This window comes from Prescottella sp. D32, assembly GCF_037287305.1.
Classification (GTDB): Bacteria; Actinomycetota; Actinomycetes; order Mycobacteriales; family Mycobacteriaceae; genus Prescottella; species Prescottella equi.
In genome coordinates, this window is record NZ_JARBSW010000001.1 from 1,751,961 (window position 1) to 1,771,534 (window position 19,574).

General features: G+C 71.0%; 17 protein-coding genes. 11 read left to right on the plus strand and 6 right to left on the minus strand.

Annotation, left to right across the window (positions count from 1 at the left end):
- The first annotated feature begins 103 nt into the window (after positions 1–103).
- The 7 genes from PSS76_RS08080 to PSS76_RS08110 all read left to right on the plus strand — a co-directional run bounded on the left by PSS76_RS08080 (position 104) and on the right by PSS76_RS08110 (position 10,004).
- Complete coding sequence (locus PSS76_RS08080; RefSeq protein ID WP_221278789.1) at positions 104–1,501, plus strand: MFS transporter; 1,398 nt, start codon at positions 104–106, stop codon at positions 1,499–1,501.
- On the plus strand, positions 1,498–3,618 hold the full coding sequence (locus tag PSS76_RS08085) for a molybdopterin oxidoreductase family protein (RefSeq protein ID WP_221278094.1): 2,121 nt from the start codon (positions 1,498–1,500) through the stop codon (positions 3,616–3,618). Before PSS76_RS08080 ends, PSS76_RS08085 begins: the two co-directional genes overlap by 4 nt.
- On the plus strand, positions 3,615–5,102 hold the full coding sequence (locus PSS76_RS08090; protein ID WP_084955079.1) for an FAD-dependent oxidoreductase: 1,488 nt from the start codon (positions 3,615–3,617) through the stop codon (positions 5,100–5,102). Before PSS76_RS08085 ends, PSS76_RS08090 begins: the two co-directional genes overlap by 4 nt.
- Entirely contained in the window at positions 5,099–7,624 is a 2,526-nt protein-coding gene (gene nirB / locus PSS76_RS08095; protein WP_221278093.1) for a nitrite reductase large subunit NirB, read from the plus strand. Before PSS76_RS08090 ends, nirB begins: the two co-directional genes overlap by 4 nt.
- A 63-nt stretch (positions 7,625–7,687) precedes the next feature.
- Positions 7,688–8,110, plus strand: coding sequence for a nitrite reductase small subunit NirD (gene nirD, locus PSS76_RS08100; RefSeq protein WP_005518795.1), 423 nt, complete (start codon positions 7,688–7,690; stop codon positions 8,108–8,110).
- On the plus strand, positions 8,107–9,276 hold the full coding sequence (locus tag PSS76_RS08105) for a uroporphyrinogen-III synthase (RefSeq protein ID WP_005518796.1): 1,170 nt from the start codon (positions 8,107–8,109) through the stop codon (positions 9,274–9,276). The genes nirD and PSS76_RS08105 overlap by 4 nt, the downstream gene beginning before the upstream one ends.
- Entirely contained in the window at positions 9,273–10,004 is a 732-nt protein-coding gene (locus PSS76_RS08110) for a sirohydrochlorin chelatase (protein ID WP_013416707.1), read from the plus strand. The genes PSS76_RS08105 and PSS76_RS08110 overlap by 4 nt, the downstream gene beginning before the upstream one ends.
- On the opposite strand, the gene PSS76_RS08115 is transcribed toward PSS76_RS08110, so the two are convergent.
- Positions 9,958–10,800, minus strand: coding sequence for an acyl-CoA thioesterase domain-containing protein (locus tag PSS76_RS08115; RefSeq protein ID WP_041674349.1), 843 nt, complete (start codon positions 10,798–10,800; stop codon positions 9,958–9,960). The genes PSS76_RS08110 and PSS76_RS08115 overlap by 47 nt on opposite strands.
- A gap of 200 nt (positions 10,801–11,000) precedes the next feature.
- Here PSS76_RS08115 and PSS76_RS08120 point away from each other — a divergent pair, with 200 nt between their 5' ends.
- Positions 11,001–11,972 carry a R2-like ligand-binding oxidase gene (locus PSS76_RS08120; RefSeq protein WP_005518799.1) on the plus strand — a complete coding sequence of 324 codons (972 nt, stop codon included), beginning with the start codon at positions 11,001–11,003 and terminating at the stop codon, positions 11,970–11,972.
- A gap of 55 nt (positions 11,973–12,027) precedes the next feature.
- Positions 12,028–13,068: a methyl-accepting chemotaxis protein gene (locus tag PSS76_RS08125; RefSeq protein ID WP_013416705.1), complete on the plus strand. Its 1,041-nt coding sequence runs from the start codon at positions 12,028–12,030 to the stop codon at positions 13,066–13,068.
- Here PSS76_RS08125 and PSS76_RS08130 read toward each other — a convergent pair.
- Positions 13,041–13,550: a GNAT family N-acetyltransferase gene (locus PSS76_RS08130; RefSeq protein ID WP_064059290.1), complete on the minus strand. Its 510-nt coding sequence runs from the start codon at positions 13,548–13,550 to the stop codon at positions 13,041–13,043. The two genes, PSS76_RS08125 and PSS76_RS08130, sit on opposite strands and share 28 nt — an antisense overlap.
- Positions 13,551–13,581: 31 nt before the next feature.
- Complete coding sequence (gene rsgA, locus PSS76_RS08135) at positions 13,582–14,700, minus strand: ribosome small subunit-dependent GTPase A (protein ID WP_233285060.1); 1,119 nt, start codon at positions 14,698–14,700, stop codon at positions 13,582–13,584.
- Positions 14,701–15,093: 393 nt separating this feature from the next.
- On the opposite strand from rsgA, the gene PSS76_RS08140 reads away from it, so the two are divergent.
- On the plus strand, positions 15,094–16,158 hold the full coding sequence (locus PSS76_RS08140) for an alpha/beta hydrolase (RefSeq protein WP_221278090.1): 1,065 nt from the start codon (positions 15,094–15,096) through the stop codon (positions 16,156–16,158).
- 138 nt (positions 16,159–16,296) lie between these two features.
- Positions 16,297–16,647 carry a PLDc N-terminal domain-containing protein gene (locus tag PSS76_RS08145; protein WP_005518808.1) on the plus strand — a complete coding sequence of 117 codons (351 nt, stop codon included), beginning with the start codon at positions 16,297–16,299 and terminating at the stop codon, positions 16,645–16,647.
- A 7-nt stretch (positions 16,648–16,654) separates the two neighbouring features.
- On the opposite strand, the gene PSS76_RS08150 is transcribed toward PSS76_RS08145, so the two are convergent.
- The 3 genes from PSS76_RS08150 to PSS76_RS08160 are packed head-to-tail and all read right to left on the minus strand — an operon-like array spanning position 16,655 to position 19,547.
- Positions 16,655–18,424, minus strand: coding sequence for an NTP transferase domain-containing protein (locus PSS76_RS08150; protein WP_064059288.1), 1,770 nt, complete (start codon positions 18,422–18,424; stop codon positions 16,655–16,657).
- Positions 18,425–18,465: 41 nt separating this feature from the next.
- On the minus strand, positions 18,466–18,762 hold the full coding sequence (locus tag PSS76_RS08155) for an MGMT family protein (RefSeq protein ID WP_064077632.1): 297 nt from the start codon (positions 18,760–18,762) through the stop codon (positions 18,466–18,468).
- Positions 18,763–18,770: 8 nt separating this feature from the next.
- On the minus strand, positions 18,771–19,547 hold the full coding sequence (locus tag PSS76_RS08160) for an alpha/beta fold hydrolase (protein ID WP_037086143.1): 777 nt from the start codon (positions 19,545–19,547) through the stop codon (positions 18,771–18,773).
- Positions 19,548–19,574 lie beyond the last annotated feature (27 nt).

The following is a 19,574-nucleotide window of genomic DNA, read 5'->3' on the forward strand; positions in this document are numbered from 1 at the left end:
ACGCAACACCGGCCTCCTACCTTGGGGTTTCCCACACAGGTAGGAGGCCCAGGTGACCACTCTCTCCGATCGGCCCACAGAAACGTCCGGCGCCGCGCCCACGGTGCGCGGCCACCGTATCGAGCGTTGGGACGCCGAGGACGTCGACGCCTGGGAAGCCGGCGGCAAGGCCATCGCCCGACGCAATCTCGTGTGGTCGGTGGTCGCCGAGCACGTCGGCTTCTCGGTCTGGTCGATCTGGTCGGTGATGGTGCTGTTCATGCCGACCGATGTCTTCGGCATCGACGCGGCCGGCAAGTTCTTCCTCGTAGCCGTGCCAACCCTGGTCGGATCGATCCTGCGCATCCCGTACACGGTGGCGACGGCGCGGTTCGGCGGACGTAACTGGACGATCTTCAGCGCGCTGGTACTGCTGGTCCCGACACTGCTGACGCTGTGGTTCGTGATGCACCCCGGCACGTCGTACACGACGTTCCTGCTGGTGGCGGCCACCGCGGGTGTCGGCGGCGGCAACTTCGCGTCGTCGATGGCCAACATCAACGCGTTCTACCCGCAGCGTCTCAAGGGGTGGGCACTCGGGCTCAACGCGGGCGGCGGCAACATCGGCGTGCCGGTGATCCAGTTGGTGGGTCTGCTCGTCATCGCGACGGTCGGCAACACCGCGCCGTACCTGGTGTGCGCGGTCTACCTCGTGCTCATCGCGGTGGCGGCGGTCGGTGCGGCGCTGTTCATGGACAACCTCACGGGGCAGAAGGCCGACCTGCACTCGATGCTCGAAGCGCTGCGGGTTCGGGAGTCGTGGATCGTCAGCTTCCTCTACATCGGTACGTTCGGATCGTTCATCGGGTTCAGTTTCGCGTTCGGTCAGGTGCTGCAGATCAACTTCCTCGCCGGTGGCGACACCCCGGCGCAGGCCGCACTGCACGCCGCGCAGATCGCGTTCCTGGGGCCGCTGCTCGGCTCGATCGCCCGTCCGCTCGGTGGCCGGCTCGCGGACCGCATCGGCGGTGGCCGGATCACGCTGTGGACGTTCGCCGCGATGGTGCTGGCGGCGGCAGTGCTGGTCGCGGCCGGCACCGCGGACGACGCCACCCCCGGCGCCGCGACCGGGACCGCCATGACCGCGTTGGTGATCGGCTTCGTGGCGCTGTTCGTGCTCTCCGGCATCGGCAACGGGTCGGTGTACAAGCTGATCCCGTCGATCTTCGAGGGCCGATCCCGGACGCTGGACGGACTGGACGCCGACGCGCGGGCCGCGTGGTCGCGCAACATGACCGGGGCACTGATCGGGTTCGCCGGTGCGATCGGCGGGCTCGGGGGAGTCGGGATCAACCTGGTGCTGCGGGCGTCGTACAGCAGCCCCGCCAAGTCGGCGACGATGGCGTTCTGGGTGTTCCTCGGCTTCTACGTCGTGTGCGCCGTGGTCACCTGGATCGTGTTCGTGCGGCGCACGTCCGCAGCGAACGACGTTGCCGGACAGTCGATCGCGGTGGCGTCGTGATCGCGCCCGTCGTCGGCCGACGGATCGACACCCACTGTCCCTACTGCGGCCTGCAGTGCGCGATGGCGCTCACCGCCGACGGCGCATCCGGGCCGACCGTCTCGGCCCGTCAGTTCTCGACCAACCGCGGCGGCCTGTGCCAGAAGGGGTGGACGAGCGCCGAACTGCTGCGCCACCCCGACCGGCTCACCACGCCCCTGGTCCGGGTCGCCGGGCGGCTGCAGCCGACCTCGTGGGACGACGCCCTCGACCGGGTCGCCGACGGCTTCCGCGCCGCGCAGGAGGTCGGGGGTCGGGACGCGGTGGGGATCTTCGGCGGCGGCGGGCTCACCAACGAGAAGGCGTACATGCTCGGCAAGTTCGCGCGCGTCGCGCTCGGCACGTCGAACATCGACTACAACGGGCGGTTCTGCATGTCGTCCGCCGCCGCGGCGGGGATCCGCGCGTTCGGTCTCGATCGCGGACTGCCGTTCCCGGTCACCGATCTGACGTCGGCGAAGGCGATCCTGCTGATCGGGGGCAACGTCGCCGAGACGATGCCGCCGCTCGTCGGGCACCTGACGGCGGCGGCGGAGGCCGGCGGGCTGATCGTCGTCGACCCGCGGCGCACCGCCACGGCGGACCGGGCGTTGGCCGGCGGCGGATTGCACCTGCAACTCGCGCCCGGCACGGATCTGCCCCTGGCGCTGGGGATGTTGCACCTCGCCGTCACCGAGGGGCACCTCGACAGGGAGTTCGTCGAGACCCGCACGACCGGATTCGACGACGCGTGGCTCGCAGCGGCACAGTGGTGGCCCGAGCGCACCGAACGGGTGACCGGGGTCCCGGTCGCGGCGCTGCGGCGCGCAGTGGAGGTCCTGGCGCGGTCCCGACGGGCGGACACGGGCGCGTACGTGCTCACCGCGCGCGGGACAGAGCAGCACGCGAGCGGCACCGACACCGTCTCGGCGTGGATCGGGCTGGCGCTCGCGCTGGGCCTGCCCGGCCGGCGGGGCAGCGGTTACGGCCCGGTCACCGGTCAGGGCAACGGCCAGGGTGGCCGCGAACACGGGCAGAAGGCGGACCAGTTGCCCGGCTACCGCAAGATCAGCGATCCCGTTGCACGCGAGCACGTCGCACGCGTGTGGGGCGTCGATCCGGCGGACCTGCCCGGGCCGGGCCGCAGCGCGTACGAACTGCTCGACGTGCTCGGCCGCCCCGGCGGACCCCGCGCGTTGATGGTGCACGGCGCCAACCTCGCGGTGTCGGCGCCCCGGGCCGGGCACGTCGTCGACCGGTTGCGCTCCCTCGATCTGCTGGTGGTGTGCGACTTCCTGCTGTCGGAGACCGCCGCCATGGCCGACGTGGTGCTGCCGGTCCTGCAGTGGGCCGAGGAGGAGGGCACGATGACGAGCCTCGAGGGGCGCGTGCTGCGGCGGCGTCGGGGTGTGGAACCACCGGACGGAGCTCGCGGCGAGCTCGAAGTGCTGCGTGGGTTGGCCGTTCGGCTCGGGCAGCCTGCGCACCGGTTCCCGGTCGAGCCGCGCGAGGTGTTCGACGAGCTGAGGGCCGCATCCGCCGGTGGCGGCGCGGACTATGCGGGCGTCACCTACGACCGTCTCGATGCGGGGGAGGTGCTGCACTGGCCGTGTCCCGACGTCGGGCATCCCGGGACGCCCCGGCTGTTCCTCGACCGCTTCGGCACCGACGACGGGAGGGCTCGGTTCACCGCCGTCGAGCATCGGGGTCCGGCAGAAGCGCCGGACGAGGAGTTCCCACTGGTCGCGACCACGGGACGTGTTCTCGCGCACTATCAATCGGGCGCGCAGACCCGCCGGGTCGCGGAGCTGGCGTCCGCGGCCGGGTCGATGTTCGTCCAGGTGCACCCGGACACCGCGGCACAGGCGGGAGTGCGCGACGCGGACGACGCGCTCGTCGTCGGGCGCCGCGGCCGAGTGTCCGTCACGGTGCGGTGCGACGACTCGATGCGCCTGGACACGGTGTTCCTGCCGTTCCACTACGCCGGCGACGCCCGCGCCAACCTGCTCACCAACCCGGCACTCGATCCGACGAGCCGGATGCCGGAGTTCAAGGTGTGCGCGGTGCGGCTGGAGCCGGCCCGGGCGGTGGCCCCGTGAGCCGGGTGGTGATCGTGGGCAACGGCATGGCCGGGGCGCGGCTGGCGGAGGAGTTGCGGCGGCGCGAACGTGACCCGGCCCGGCTCGGGATCGTGGTGTTCGGTGCGGAGCCGCGGGCCGCGTACAACCGTATCCTGCTCTCGAACGTGTTGGCGGGCAGCATCACCGCGCGCGACACCCGGCTGCGGCCCGACGACTGGTGGGTCCGCAACCACGTCGACGTCCGCACCGGGGTGCGGGTGACCGGGATCGACACCGCGACCCGAACCGTGTGCGGCGACGACGGCACGACGCTCGGCTACGACGAGCTGGTGTTCGCGACGGGCAGCGTTCCGTTCGTGCCGCGCATCGAGGGGATGTCGGCCGACGATTCGGACGTCGTCGCATTCCGGACGGTGGAGGACTGCGCGCGCATCGCCCAGGCCGCGGGCCCGGGCTGCCGGGCGGTGGTACTCGGGGGCGGGCTGCTCGGGCTCGAGGCCGCCCGCGGGCTGCTGCTGCGCGGCGCCGACGTCACCGTCGTGCATCCCAGGGCGGTGCCGATGGAGCGGCAGCTGGACGAGGGCGGCGGCCGGGTACTCACCCGCGTCCTGACGAGCCTGGGCATGAGGGTGGTACTCGAGCGCCGCGCGGTCGCCCTGCGTCGCAACGCCTCCGGGAGAGCGCTCGTGCTCGACGACGGCACCGAACTTCTCGCGGACCTCGTGGTGCTCACGGCCGGAATCCGGCCGGCGACCGAGCTGGCGTCGGCCGTCCGCGCCACGGTGGAGCACGGGATCGTCGTCGACGACGCGCTGCGCACCGACGTCCCGCACGTGTGGGCGATCGGCGAGTGCGCGCAGCACCGCGGCGAGGTGTACGGGCTGGTGCAGCCGGGCTGGGAGCAGGCGGAGGTGGTCGCCGACCGGATCACCGGCGCCGACGCCACCGCCGAGTACCACGGCACCCCGCCGGTGACGCGGCTCAAGGCCCACGACATCGATCTCGCGTCGATGGGTGACGTGAGTGCGGACCTGCACGACGGTGAGCTCGAGGTTCTCACCGTCGCCGACCCGGCCCGCGGGCGCTACGCCAAGTTGGTCGTGGCCGACGGGCGGATCGCCGGAGCGGTCCTGCTCGGCTGCCCCGACACCGTCGGGACGGTCACCCAGCTGTTCGACGCGAAACTGCCGGTGCCGCAGGACCGGATGTCGCTGCTGACCGGGCGCACCGGCGCGGCGTCGGAGACCGCGAGCCCCGCCGGCATGCCGGGCGGCGCGGTGATCTGCCGCTGCAACTCGGTGACCAAGGCGCATCTCACGGGCGCGTGGCGGGCCGGTGCGCGGTCGGTCGGGGCGCTCGCGACGGCGACCCGTGCGACGACGGGGTGCGGAGGTTGCAGTTCCGCGGTGGAGGGGATCTGCGACTGGCTGCGGACCACCGATCCCCGGAACGAACACGACGAAGACACGACACAACGGGCCCGGAAGGAAGGTGCGGCATGAGCGTACGGACCGCGATCGTCATCGGACACGGCATGGTGGGACACCGATTCGTCGAGGCGCTGCGGGCGCGCGACGACGCCGACACCTGGACGGTGATCGTCTTGGGCGAGGAGGACGTGCCGGCGTACGACCGGGTGGCGCTGTCGTCGTACGTCGGCTCCTGGGATGTGCGCGAACTCGCGCTGTCGGGCAACGACTTCGACGGGGACGGCGCCGTCGATCTGCGGGTGGGGGTGCGCGCGGAGTCGATCGACCCGGATGCTCGCATCGTCACGACGTCGACGGGGGAGGTACTGCACTACGACGCACTCGTCCTCGCCACCGGCTCGTATCCGTTCGTGCCGCCGGTGCCCGGCCACGACCACGATCTGTGCTTCGTCTACCGCACTCCCACCGATCTGGACGGGATCCGCGCGCGGGCCGAGGCGGCCGGACCGAGTGCGGTCGGTGTCGTGGTCGGCGGCGGGCTACTGGGGCTCGAGGCCGCGAACGCGTTGCGGCAGCTGGGTATGACGCCGCACGTCGTCGAGCACAACGCACGCCTCATGCCACTGCAGGTCGACGAGGGCGGCGGCGCCGTGCTGGCCCGGCTGGTGACCGACCTCGGGCTCGCGCTGCACACCGGCACCGGCATCGCGTCGATCACCGACGGCCCGGCCGGGGTGCGCGTGGAACTGTCCGACGGGACGGTGATCGACGCGACGCTGCTGGTGTTCTCGGCGGGCATCCGGCCCCGCGACCAGCTGGCCCGCGACGCCGGGCTCGCCGTCGCCGAGCGGGGCGGCATCCTCACCGACAGCGGTTGCGTCACCTCCGATCCCGCGGTGTTCGCGGTCGGTGAGTGCGCGGCCGTCGAGGGCCGCTGCTACGGGCTGGTCGCGCCCGGATACACCACCGCCGAGGTGGTCGCGGACCGGCTGCTCGGAGGCGACGCGGTGTTCCCGGGCGCCGACCTGTCGACCAAGCTCAAGCTGCTGGGCGTGGACGTCGCGAGCTTCGGCGACGTGCACGCCGCCACCCCGGGCGCCCTGGAGGTGGTGCTCAGCGACGCCGCGAAGGGCACCTACGCCAAGCTCGTGGTCTCCGACGACGCGCGGACTCTGCTCGGCGGCATCCTCGTCGGCGACGCGAGCGCGTACGGATCGCTGCGTCCGCTCGTCGGACGGGAGCTGCCCGGCGACCCCGCGGCACTGATCTCCCCGGCCGGCGAGAAGCCCGGCGCCGGAGCACTTCCCGACGACGCGCAGGTGTGCTCGTGCAATGCCGTCACCAAGGGCGAGATCTGCGCGGCGATCTCCGACGGTGCGTGCGATCTCGCCTCGGTGAAGAACTGCACCGGCGCGGGCACGACGTGCGGTGGGTGCCTGCCGACCGTGAAGGCACTGCTCGCGGCGTCGGGTGTGGAGCTGTCGAAGGCGCTGTGCGAGCACTTCACGCAGTCCCGCGCCGAACTGTTCGAGATCGTCCGCGCCACCGACACCCGAACGTTCTCGGGGCTGATCGCGCAGTACGGCACCGGAACCGGCTGCGACATCTGCAAGCCCGTCGTCGCGTCGATCCTCGCGTCCACGTCGTCGGACCACGTGTTGGACGGCGAGCAGGCCGCACTGCAGGACACCAACGATCACTTCCTCGCCAACATCCAGCGGGGTGGCACCTACTCCGTGGTGCCGCGGATGCCCGGCGGCGAGTGCACGCCCGAACAGCTCATCACGATCGGCGAGATCGCCCGCGACTACGGTCTCTACCTCAAGGTGACCGGTGGTCAGCGGATCGACCTGTTCGGCGCCCGCGTGGAGCAGCTACCGGAGATCTGGCGGCGTCTGATCGAAGTCGGCATGGAATCCGGTCAGGCGTACGGGAAGTCGCTGCGCACCGTGAAGAGTTGTGTCGGGTCCACGTGGTGCCGGTACGGCGTGCAGGACTCGGTGGGGATGGCGGTGCGACTCGAGAACCGGTACCGCGGCCTGCGCGCGCCGCACAAGATCAAGTTCGGGGTGTCGGGGTGCGCGCGCGAGTGCGCCGAGGCCCGCGGCAAGGATGTCGGCGTCATCGCCACCGAGAGCGGCTGGAACCTGTATGTCGGCGGTAACGGCGGCCAGTCGCCCAGGCACGCGCAGTTGCTCGCGGGCGGTCTCGACGACGGGACCCTGATCCGGTACATCGACCGCTACCTCATGTTCTACGTCCGCACTGCGGACCGGTTGCAGCGCACCGCGCCGTGGGTGGAATCGCTCGACGGCGGACTCGATCACCTGAAGGCCGTGGTGTGCGACGACAGCCTCGGGATCGCCGACGACCTCGAGGCGGCGATGGCCCGGCATGTCGCCGGCTACCGCGACGAGTGGGCCGGGGTACTCGAGGATCCGGAGAAGCTGTCGCGGTTCGTGTCGTTCGTCAACGCCCCCGACGTGCCCGACCCGACCGTGGTGTTCGACGACTCCGGACCCCGCAAGGTGCCCGTCCTGATGGGCATACCGGACGTACCGGAACGCCGTTCGGAACTCTCCTCGAGTCGGTAATCGAGGAGTAACGCCGCGGAAACAACCCGACTTTTGAATGAGCACAGGACAGGGAGGTCTGCGATGACGGTGATGGAGAGCTGGGTGTCCGGCGAGGTCGGCACCAGTGAGACGCCCTTCGAGGCGGAGGCACGGCATTGGACGTCCGCGTGTACGCGGAGCCATCTGATCCCGGGGCGCGGCGTGGCCGTGCTCCTGCGCGGCGGCGCCCAGGCCGCACTGTTCCGGCTCGCCGACGGCAGCCTGCGAGCGGTGGGCAACATCGACCCCGTCGCCCGGGCCGCGGTGATGTCCCGGGGATTGGTCGGCGACCGGCACGGTGAACCCACCGTTGCGTCGCCACTGCTCAAGCAGGTGTTCTCGCTCGTGGACGGGAGGTGTCTCGACGACGCGTCGGTGCGGCTGCCGGTGTACCCGGTCCGTGTCGTCGAGGGGCGTGGCGGCGACGTCGTCCAGGTGTGCGTGACCCCGGTCGGGTCCACGTGACGGCTGGGGGGCCGCCGCGTGGCGACGAGCTGCGCGGCTTCACGGTGGGGATCACGGCGTCGCGTCGGGCGGACGAGCTCGCGACGCTGCTCGTCCGGCGGGGTGCGGACGTCGTGCACGCGCCGGCGATCCGGATCATCCCGCTCGCCGACGACACCGAACTGGCCCGTGTGACCGAGACGATCGTCGCGGACCCGCCGGACGTGATCGTCGCGACCACCGGCATCGGTTTCCGGGGCTGGATGGGTGCGGCCGAGGGCTGGGGAACGGGCGAGGAACTGCTCACCGCGCTGGGGTCCACGAGGATCCTGGCTCGTGGTCCCAAGGCGACCGGAGCGGTGCGCGCCGCCGGCCTGCGCGAGGAGTGGTCGCCGGAATCCGAGTCGTCGGCGGAGGTGCTCGAACATCTGTTGGGCGAGGGCATCGCGGGCCGACGAATCGCTGTGCAACTGCACGGTGCAACCACCGAATGGGAACCCGCACCGGACTTCTGCGCGGCGCTGCGGGCCGCCGGGGCCCACGTGATCGCGGTGCCCGTGTACCGATGGACGCCGCCGGACGACTGCAGCGCGATGGACCGGCTGATCGAGTCCGTCGGGTGCGGTGGGCTGGACGCGGTGAGCTTCACGAGTGCGCCCGCGGTCGCCTCGATCCTGGGCCGCGCCAAGCAGACCGGTGCGCTCGAACCGCTGCTCCGGGCGTTCGACGGGCGGGTGCTCGCGGCGTGTGTCGGACCCGTCACCGCCGCGCCGTTGACCGCACTCGGGGCACCTACGACGATGCCGGCACGCTCACGTCTGGGGTCGCTGGCCCGGCACATCGCGGACGAGTTGCCGCGGCGGGACGCGCAGGTGCGGGCGGGCGGCCACGAACTGAGCGTGCGCGGCTCGTGCGTCGTCGTCGACGGCGAGGTCAAGGTGCTCTCACCCGCCGGAATGGCACTCGTACGACGCCTGGCGGAGCGGCCCGGCATGGTGGTCTCCCGTGCGGACCTGCTGGCGTCGCTCCCCGGCGGCAGCGGTGATCCGCACGCCGTCGAGACCGCGATCGCGCGGCTGCGCAGCCACCTGGGGGCACCCAAGGCGGTGCAGACCGTCGTCAAGCGTGGCTACCGGTTGGCGCTGGACCCGGCGGAGTACGACCGGCTGCTCGAGGCAAGCCGGTGAGCGCCGCGGAGTTGGTGCTCGTCGCGCACGGCACCCGCAGCCGCGCCGGCGTCGAAACCGTTGCGGCGCTGGCCGAAGCGGCGGCCGAGCGGGTCGGGGCGGTGCGCACCGCGTTCGTCGACGTGCTGGGGCCGTCGCCCACCGAGGTGCTGTGCGACGTCCGCGGACCGGCGGTGCTCGTGCCCGCGTTCCTGGCGTCCGGGTACCACGTGCACACCGACGTGCCCCGTGCGGTCGCGGACAGCGGACACCCGCGGGTCGTCGTGACCCGCGCCCTCGGCCCGCACCCCGCCCTGGCACGGGTGCTCGAACAGCGACTGCGCGAATCCGGTTGGCGGCCCGGCGATGCCGTGGTGCTTGCCGCGGCGGGGTCGTCGGATCCGCGGGGCCGGCACGACGTACGCCGCGCCGCGGCGATGCTGTCGGCGCGGGTGCGCCGTGACGTCCCGGTCGGCTACATCGCCTCCGGCACGCCGACGGTGGCCGAGGCCGTCGCCCGACTTCGGGCGGAGGGGAGACAGCGAGTGTTCGTCGCGTCGTACCTGCTGGCGCCCGGCCTGTTCCACACGCGGCTGGGTCAGGCCGGGGCGGACGGGGTCGCGGACCCGCTCGGCGCGCACGACGCGATCGCCGACCTGGTCGCCGAGCGCTTCTTCCTGGCGAGTCCGCGAGCGGCGCGGGTCAGCGGCGGAACCCCAGCTGCCGCTCGGCGTTCGACAGTGCGCTGACGATGCACGTGCCGATCGGTCCGCGCCGGTCGAACATCGTCGTGCTACCGACGGAGATGCCGTCGACGCTGAGGTGATTGTCTGCCTCGATGCCGATCTCCGGTCCCTCCGGCAGCCGGGACAGCGCGAGGGTCAGGTCTGCGTTGATGAACCCGATGCCGGCGGTGCCCCAGTTGGTCATGAGGCTGGTGGTCTCGCCGACCATCGCGGCGCGGGCGAACGGTGACGGTTCCTCCCCGGCGACCACCGGGATCTGGTACTGCCACATGCGCTTGCGGCTCGAACCCTCGTGATCGCGCAGTGACGGTGACCAGCCGGCGGGATGGCCGTCGCTGCCGATCCACGGATGTGACGGTGCCTGCAACGGTTCGAGGAGGCTCAGCGGCGGCGGTTGCGGTGTGTCGGGGCGAGTCCAGAGCTCGCCCGGCGGCTGCTCCGAGCGGCGCAGGAACACCACCGAGGCGCGGGCGACGGCCTCGCCCTGCTGGATCACCTCGGCGTCGGCGACGCGGATACGGTTGCCGTCGCGGACGCTGCGGGCGACGACGTGGAGTTGCTCGGCCCGGGCCGGGCGGAACAGGTCGACGGTCAGGCGCGCCGGCACGAATCCCTCTGCGCCGTGCTCGTTCTCGATGGCCCGCGCGAGGATGCCGGTGATCGCCGGCCCGTTGATCATGTCGGGTGACCACTTGCTGATACCCATGTCGAGCGGGAAGAACCCGTCGCCGTCGCGGCGCAGGAATCCGATCTCGGTCGTGTCCACAACTGCTCCTTCGTCGACTGCTTCCCGGAACATACGACATCGGCGGTGACCGGAGACACAGGCATTGCCGTCGCGCGCCCGACTTCTTTGCGCATCGGTGTGCAGGAAACACTCCCGACGGGGGTCGAACCGGACTACCGTGAGAAGCGACCGGGCACGCTCGGCCCAATCGATACGTCCAGGTCCGGGACTGGGAGCGTGCGAGGCGGACGTCGGCGCAGGAGGTTCTTCGGATGACCGCGACATCGGTGGACAGAGAGGGCTTCAGTTCGCTCCGCAAGGGCGGACTCAACTGGGACGCATTCCCGCTCAGACTGTTCGTGAAGGGCAATGCCAAGTTCTGGAATCCGGCGGACATCGACTTCACGCAGGATGCCGAGGACTGGGCCTCACTCACCAGTGAGGAGAAGCGCAGTTCCACGTACCTGTGCACCCAGTTCATCGCCGGCGAGGAGGCGGTCACCGAGGACATCCAGCCGTTCATGAAGGCGATGGCCGCCGAGGGGCGGTTCAACGACGAGATGTACCTGACGCAGTTCTGCTTCGAGGAAGCCAAGCACGTCCAGGTGTTCCGGCGGTGGATGGACGCCGTCGGCCTCGACGGCGATCTCCACCCGTTCGTTGCCGAGAACCCGCACTATCGCACGCTGTTCTACGAGGAGCTGCCGCGATCCCTGCGGATCCTCGAGACCGATCCCAGTCCGGCCAACCAGATCCGCGCGAGCGTCACCTACAACCACGTCATCGAGGGCAGCCTCGCGCTCACCGGTTACTACGCGTGGCAGCGTGTGTGCACCGAGCGCGGGATCTTCCCGGGCATGCAGGAACTCGTCCGTCGCATCGGTGACGACGAGCGTCGGCACATGGCGTGGGGCACCTTCACGTGCCGCCGGCACGTCGCCGCCGACGACAGCAACTGGGACCTCGTCCAGCAGCGGATGGGGGAGCTTCTCCCGCACGCGCTCGACATGATCCAGTGGGTCAACGACCAGTTCGAGGAACCGCCGTTCGGCATCGACCCCGCGGTGTATCTCGAGTACGCCGCGGACCGGGCGCAACGTCGCCTCGGTGCGATCGAGTCGGCCCGGGGCCGGCCGGTCGAGGAGATCGACCTCGACTACTCACCCGAGGCGCTCGAGGAGACGTTCGGTGAGGAGGACGCTGCGGTCATCGCCGAGGTCGCGGCGGAGGCGACATCGATGTGAGAGGTGTCTCCATCTCAGAGATCGCTTAATTGCCGCGGCTACCGTTCGCGGACCTATGAGCGAACACGACAAACCCCGCCGCCGCAGACTCTCCACCCGACAGGTCGTCGCGCTCCTCGGCCTGCTCGTCGTCGCCGTCGTCGGTGCGGTGTCGTACTTCACCGTGTTCGCCGACGAACCCGTGGGCAGGGCCGACCCCGACACGTCTCTCGAGGCGGGTCCGCCCGCCGACTCGGATGCCGACGCTCTCGCGCAGGCCCGCCGGAGCCTGCAGCAGACCAGCCTGCCGCTGTCGCTGTTGAACGGTGGGATGAACCAGCTGGTGGACGGGGGCCGGCAGCTCGACGACGGCGCCAACCAGCTCTCGGTGGGACTCGGGCAGGCTCGGGACGGGGCGGGGCAGCTGTCTGCCGGGCTCGACCAGTTGAGCGGAGGCGTCGGACAACTCGGTGACGGCGCGCAACAGATCAGCGGCGGCGTCGACGAGGTCGTGGACCGGCTCTCCGGGCTGGGGGAGCTGCAGGGGCAGGTCACCGGTTCGCTGCGGCAGGTGGCGGCAGCGCTGTCGGCATCCACCGATCCGGTGTCGCAGGCCGCGTCGGGGCGGGTGAACGACCTCGTCGCGCAGCTCGACGCCGAGGGGCTCGGACCGGACACCCTCGCGCAGCTCGCCATGCTGAAGGACGGCGCTCGGCAACTGTCGTACGAGCTGAGTGATCCGTCCGCCCAGTTCGTCAGCGGTGTGGGACAGGTTGCGGACGGCGCCCGGCAGCTGAGCGACGGCCTCGCGCTCCTCGACGACGGTGGCAAGGCCCTCGCCCACGGAACCGGGCAGCTCGTCGACGGCACCGGGCCGATCACCGGTGTGGTGCAGGGGCTTTCGACGAACGTGTCCGACGCATCGAAAGCGCTGCCGTCGGCGCAGACGAAGGCGTCCGAGGCGGACACTGCCGTGCAGGCCGCCCCGGACGCCGACCGAACCCCGGCGTGGATCTACGTCGCCGGTGCGCTGACGCTGCTACTCGTCGTGGCAGCGGTCGCGCGGGGGTCGTTCGTGCTGGGTCGCCGTCAGATGTCGCCGAACGCGGCGGCGTAGGTGATCGTCCCGCCCGGGATCGGGCGCCCGTCCAACGCGAGCACCATGAGGGCGTCCTCGGGGACGTCGACGTTCATCCGCACGTCGTGCGCGGACGCGCGGGTGAACCCGAACCTCGGGTAGTACTCCGGGTGCCCGAGGACGGTCACGAAGTGCTCGCCGCGCTGCTTCGCAGCACCGAGCACCGCACGGATCGCGGCGGAGCCGGCACCGGTCCGCTGATACTGCGGCAGCACCGCGCACGGCGCCAGACACAGTGCGGGGGTGTCGCCGATGTGGCAGCGCGTGAGCAGCGCGAACCCGACGGGCTCGCCGTCGGCGTCGACGGTGAGCATCGACAAGCCGTCGACCCACGCCGGATAGCGGCGCAGCGCGTCGACGAGATCGGCCTCCTCGGCGGTGTCGAACGCAGCCAGCAGGATCCGGCGGACGGCGTCGCTGTCGGTGTCGCTCTCGGGCCGGGTGGTCCAGTGAATGGTCATGTAATCCTTCCGTTTCAAGTGGATTCGGGTTTCAGTCTCGGCGCCCGCGGAGGCGATACAGGGCTTTGATGTCGCGCGTGATGGCCTTGTCCGCGGCGGTGCGCTTGCCGGCCTGCCGGGCGTCGCCGCGAGACGCCGCCCATTCGCTCTCGCGCAGCATTCGGCGGTAGCGGTCGAGCCGCTCGAGGTCGAGTCGACCGTCGGTCACCGCGTCCTGGACCGCGCATCGCGGTTCGCTGCGGTGCCGGCAATCCCGGAATCCGCAGCCCTGCGCCATCTCTTCGATGTCACCGAAGACGTGCTCGATGCCGTCGCCGACGTCGTGCACGCCGATGCCTCGCAGTCCGGGGGTGTCGATCAGTACACCGCCTCCCGGGACGGGGAACAGTTCCCGGTGCACCGTGGTGTGCCGTCCCTTGCCGTCGGTGGCGCGGACCTCGTTCGTATCCATCCGGTCTTCGCCGAGCAGGGCGTTGGTCAGCGAGGACTTGCCGGCACCGGACGGGCCGAGCAACACAGTGGTTCCGGGTAGGCGCCGCGCGAGTTCGTCGATCCCCTCTCCGGTGCGGGCGCTGACGGTGACGACGTCGACACCGATCGCCAGTGCGGAGACCTCGGCCGCTGCGGTCCCCGGATCGCACTCGGCGGCATCGGCTTTCGTCAGAACGATCAACGGTGTGGTGCCGGCGTCCCAGGCCAGCGCCAGCAGCCGCTCGATTCGGCCCGGCTTGATCGGTGCGGCGAGTGACACCACGACGCAGGCGGTGTCGACGTTGGCCGCCAGAACTTGGCGATGCGACGTCCGACCCACCGATGCTCGTGCGATCACGCCGCGTCGCGGCAGTACTGCCACGACTCGAGGTTGCGGGCCGAGTTCGAGTGCAGCCCAGTCTCCGGTGCACACCGTGTGCTCGGGATCGGACGTCGTGAGGGCCGTGCTGTCGGCACGTACCGAACCGCTCGCGGTCAGTACGTGGCAGCGACCACGGTCGACCCTGGCGACGCGGGCAGCGACGAGCCCTCGGGATTCGTACTCGGTGAACTGTTCGGCGAGCGTGTCGTCCCAGCCGAGTGCGGCGAGGCCGTGTGCGGGGGAGTTGGGGGATGGTGATGAAGACGATGGTGATGAAGACGATGGTGAAGAAGACATGGTGAGACCCTTCGGGATCGGGCCCCGTCCGAGGACGCGCTTCACCCTCGGCGCGCTGTTGCGCACCGTCCGGTCAGGAAGAGGGGATTCGACTCAGATCGAGGCCCGGGATGTGAGGATGGTCCGGGCAGTGCCCACGGCAGTGGCTGTCACCGCAATCATCGACTCACCTCCTGGTCGCTCTCGAACGTCTGCGGACGACCCTAGCGACCGGTGCCGTTGCTCCGCAACGTGATTTTCGCGGGCGGTCCGCGCAGGCGGGTGAGGCGGCGGGTGAACTTCGAGCGAAAACTCCGATCGGGACACTCGGGGCGATTCGCTCGGTATGGTCCGGCGTGGTTCTGCGGTCCGGTGAGGTCCGGCGCGTTCGTGTTCCGGGGGAGAGGGTTTCACATGAGGCATCCGAGATTTTCGGCGACGCGTCTGTTCGTGGCCGCAGCCGCCGCGGCGGTGGTCCCGCTGGTCGCCGTTCCGGCAACGGCGTCCGCGGGCGGCGACACCGCGGGCGGCGACACCGCGGGCGGTGCGGTGACGACAGTGTCGAAAGCCTCCGGCGCGTATCTGGTGAAATCGACCGCGGTATCCGATCGCAGGGTGAACATCTCGGTGTACTCGCCCTCGATGGACCGCAACATTCCGCTCGAGGTCATTCGTCCCGCGGACGGCAGCGCGCCGCGCCCAACGTTGTACCTCCTCAACGGCGCGGGCGGTGGCGAGGACCGGGCCACGTGGCAGCGGAACACGGACATCAACCAGTTCTTCCAGGACAAGAACGTCAATGTCGTCACCCCCCTTCAGGGCGCCTTCAGCTACTACACCGACTGGCAGAAGGACGACGAGAAGCTGGGCCGCCAGAAGTGGCAGACCTTCATGCTCGAGGAACTGCCTCCCGTCATCGACGCCGAGTTCGGTACGAACAAGGTGCAGTCGATCGCCGCGATCTCGATGACCGGCACGTCGGTTCTCAACTACGCGATCGCCAAGCCCGGCTTCTACCGGAGTGTCGGCTCGTTCAGCGGCTGCGCCGAGACGGCGACGCCGGCCGGCCAGAGTTTCATCCAGACCGTGGTCGGTCTCCGCGGCGGGGTGGACGTCACCAACATGTGGGGGCCGCTCGACGGGCCCGGCTGGGGGCAGAACGATCCGGTGGCCAACGCCGAACGCCTGCGGGGCACGGAACTGTACATCACCACCGGGTCGGGACTGCCCGGTCCGCACGAGACACTGGACGGTCTCGGGATCGACGGTCGCCCGGCCGCGCTGGCCAACCAGGTGATCGTGGGCGGCATCATCGAAGCGGCAACGAACTACTGCACCCACAATCTCGCGAATCGTCTGGCCCAGTTGCAGATTCCGGCGACGTTCGACTTCAAGCCGGGTGGCACGCACTCGTGGGGCTACTGGCAGGACGACCTGCACAACTCCTGGCCGATGATCGCGCGGTCGTTGGGGATCTGATCACGCGTCCCGCACGCCCCGGCTCCTCGGGCGAGACTCGATAGTTGCGCTACGTACCTCTGGGTTGGTTTCATCGACGGTGCACGTGTGGTCGGGGAGTCATCGTGGTCGGGGCGGAAGTGGGGAGGGTCGGCGTCCATGCCGTATCTGGGTTTGATCGTGATGGTCCTGTGGGTGTTCTGTCTGGTCGACGTGATCGTCGCCGACGAGCACGCCGTACGGAACATCCCGAAGGTCGGTTGGGCCGTCGTCGTCGTGCTGGTGCCGCTGCTGGGCTCGGTGCTGTGGCTGGTCGCGGGCCGTCCGGAAGGCGGATACAGCGCATCGCGTCGTTCCGGACCGCCGTCGGCGTTCCCCGAGTACGACCGGCCGGGACGACACATCGCGCAGGACTCGGAGACCGACGAGGAGTTCCTGCGGCGTTGCCGGGAGCGCGCCGAGGAGCAGCGCCGGATCGGTCGGGAGCAGCGGCGGGCTCAGCCCGACTGACCCGCCGTCACGTCGGGAGGGGCAGCAGCTCCACACTCTGACCGTCGACCGGGGCGGGCGGGACGAGCGCGAGCGCCTCCCTCCCGATCAGCCCCGCCAGGTGTGCGGTGCGCACGATCGTGTCGGCCCGCCAGGTCCCGTCCACCTGCCGCGTGACGGGCACGATCCGGGCGACCGAGGCACCGACCTGCGACGCGTTCGACACCGCGCCGGTCATCGGTACGACGGGCGTGCGCACGGTCAGCGCGTCGACGATCGCCGGCATCACCATCAGCAAGGTCGCCACCGCCGCGACGGGATTGCCGGGCAGTCCCAGGACCACCCGGCCGTCGGGCAACATGGCGGTCACCTGCGAACCTCCGGGCCGACAGCGCACCCGTCCGACGACGATCCGGGCGCCGGCACGCAGAAGTGCGCTGCGGAGTTGATCGGCGGCGCCGCCACCCGTCGCGCCGACGACCACGATCACATCGGCGTCCCGGGCGCCGTCGAGGAGGGTGTCGAAGCCGTCGGCGGTGTCCCGAAGATGCGTGTCGGCGACGGTTCGGACCCCGCAGTGCCGCAGCAGGTCCGGCAGCACAGGTCCCAGCGAGTCGCGCGTCTGACCGGCGCGCAGGGGGCCGCTGCGTCGAATCTCGTCGCCCGTCACCACGACGTGTGCGCACACCGGTCCGCGCACCTCGGCCGTCGTCGCCTCCGCGCTCGCGGCGGCCGAGACGAGCATCGGAGTCACCGCGGTCCCTGCCTCGGCGAGGTGATGGCCGGGCTGCCAGTCCTCGCCGCGGCGACGGGTGTCGTCGCGCTCCGGGGTCTCGGGGCGCCGCACCACGAGCCTGCCGACCGAATCCGGTGCCACGTCCACGAATTCGTCCCGGATCACCGACGTCGCACCGCGCGGGACCTGGGCGCCGGTCGCGATCCGCACCGCGTCCCCGGGGGTGAGCACGAGATCGGAGGCCGCCCCGGCGTATCGGATCTCGGTGTGCAGTCGCCACGGTCCCCGTCCCGAGACGGCATAGCCGTCCATCGCGGAGACGTCGAAACGGGGCAGCGCCTCCGCCGCGACGAGCGGGGCAGCGAGTGTGGCCCCCAGCGCGTCGCCGAGAGCGGACGCACGGATCGGCAAGGGCGCGAGCGTGTTCCGGATCGTCGTACGCGCCGTAGTGATGTCCATCGGCCCCGGCACGTGGGCGACGCGGGCCCGCTCGACGTCGGCCGGAGTGTCGCAGTCGGCGACGCCCGCGCACACCAGCGTGACGTGACGGTCCGGCACGAGCGCCTTCATCGGCAGGTTCGTGCGGTCGGGCAGCGCGTCGAGACGCGCGGCGAGCGCGGTCCGGCGCCACGCCGACAGCAGGAATTGCAGTCGGCCGTCGTCGTCCTCCGCGAACGCGGCCTCCGCGCCGGGGTCGGCGCGCAGGCGCGCGACGAGAGCCGCGACGACCGTCGCGTCGAGGCTCGGCAGGTCGGCGGCGAGAAGCACGACGATGTCGCCGGGTGCTCGATCGAGCGCGGCCAGGCCCGCGGCCAGCGCGGCGACCGGGCCGGCGCCGGCGGGTGACTCCTGCGTCTGCACGATCGCGGCCGGCAGGTCGTCGCGGTGCGGACCCACGACGACCACCCGATCACAGTCGGCGACGGCGTCCAGTGCGGTGTCGAGCATCCGACGGCCCGCCACGACGAGGCCGGGTTTGTCGATCCCGCCCATCCGGGTCGCACGTCCACCGGCGAGCACGATCGCGGCGGGGTGCCCGCCGGGAGGGCCGAAGGTCTGCATGGCCCAATGCTGCCCCATCGGGTGTACGCGTGCGCCGCCGGTCAGAACCGATGGCGTGCCACCGCGAGATCCACCCGACCGTCCCGGATCGGCACACCTTCGAGCTCGAGCTTCGCCAACTGGCGACGGGCGAGATGGGCCGCCGGCCGGCCCGACGCTCCCAGGACTCGGTGCCACGGCAGGTCGGCGGAGTCGGTACGCATGATCCAGCCGACGGTGCGGGCGCTGGAAAGTCCTGCGGCCGAGGCGATGTCTCCGTACGTGGCGACGCGACCGAGTGGAATCGAGGCGACCAGGTCGCGGACGCGCTCGAGCTGTTCCTCGGTGGTGGCGGCCACGTGCGGTCCTACAGCAGCTTGCGGACGAGGGAAGCGACTTCGTCGGGCTTCGCGTGGGCGACCATGTGGTCGCAGTCGAGGTCGGCAATGGTCAGGTCGTCCCCGAGATGCTCGGCGAGCGCGGCGCGGAACTCGGGCGTGACGTACGGCGGCTGCACGCGCAGTGCCTGCACCAGAACCGTCGGGATGCCCTTGGGCGGGAGGACGAACGGGCGTGCCATCTCGCCCCACGACGCGACGACGGCCGGAACCGACATGCGCCAGCCGACGCGTCCGTTGTCGAGTTCGACCAGGTGCTCGGCGAGGTCGGCGTCGAGGGCCTCGGTGGGCACGTCGGCCCACGCGCCGTGCAGTTTCTCGGAACGGGCCTCCGCTGCGTCGGTGTAGTCGGGGTAGGCGGCGACGAGTCCGGCGATCCGGCTCATGTTCTCCGGGTCGAGCCCGAGGGCGGGATCGAGCAGGACGATCCCGCGGATCCGATCCGGTACCGCCTGCGCGAGATGCAGCGCGATCGCGCCACCGTACGAGTGGGCCACCACGACGACGGGGCCGGTCGCGTGCTCGTCGAGCACTCCGACCAGATCGCCGACGTGTGTGTCCAGACCCCACGGCGGCGTCCACGGGGAGCGGCCGTGGCCGCGCAGATCTGGTGCGATGATCCGGGTGTCACCGAGCTGGCCGGTGCCGAGCGCCTCCCACCGGCGTCCGTGCCCGGTGAGTCCGTGCAGGGCGAGCACTTCGGGTGCTCCGGGCGTGCCGAACAGGTACGTGTGGAGACCGCGCATGTCGTCCACTATGCCGGATGCGACGTC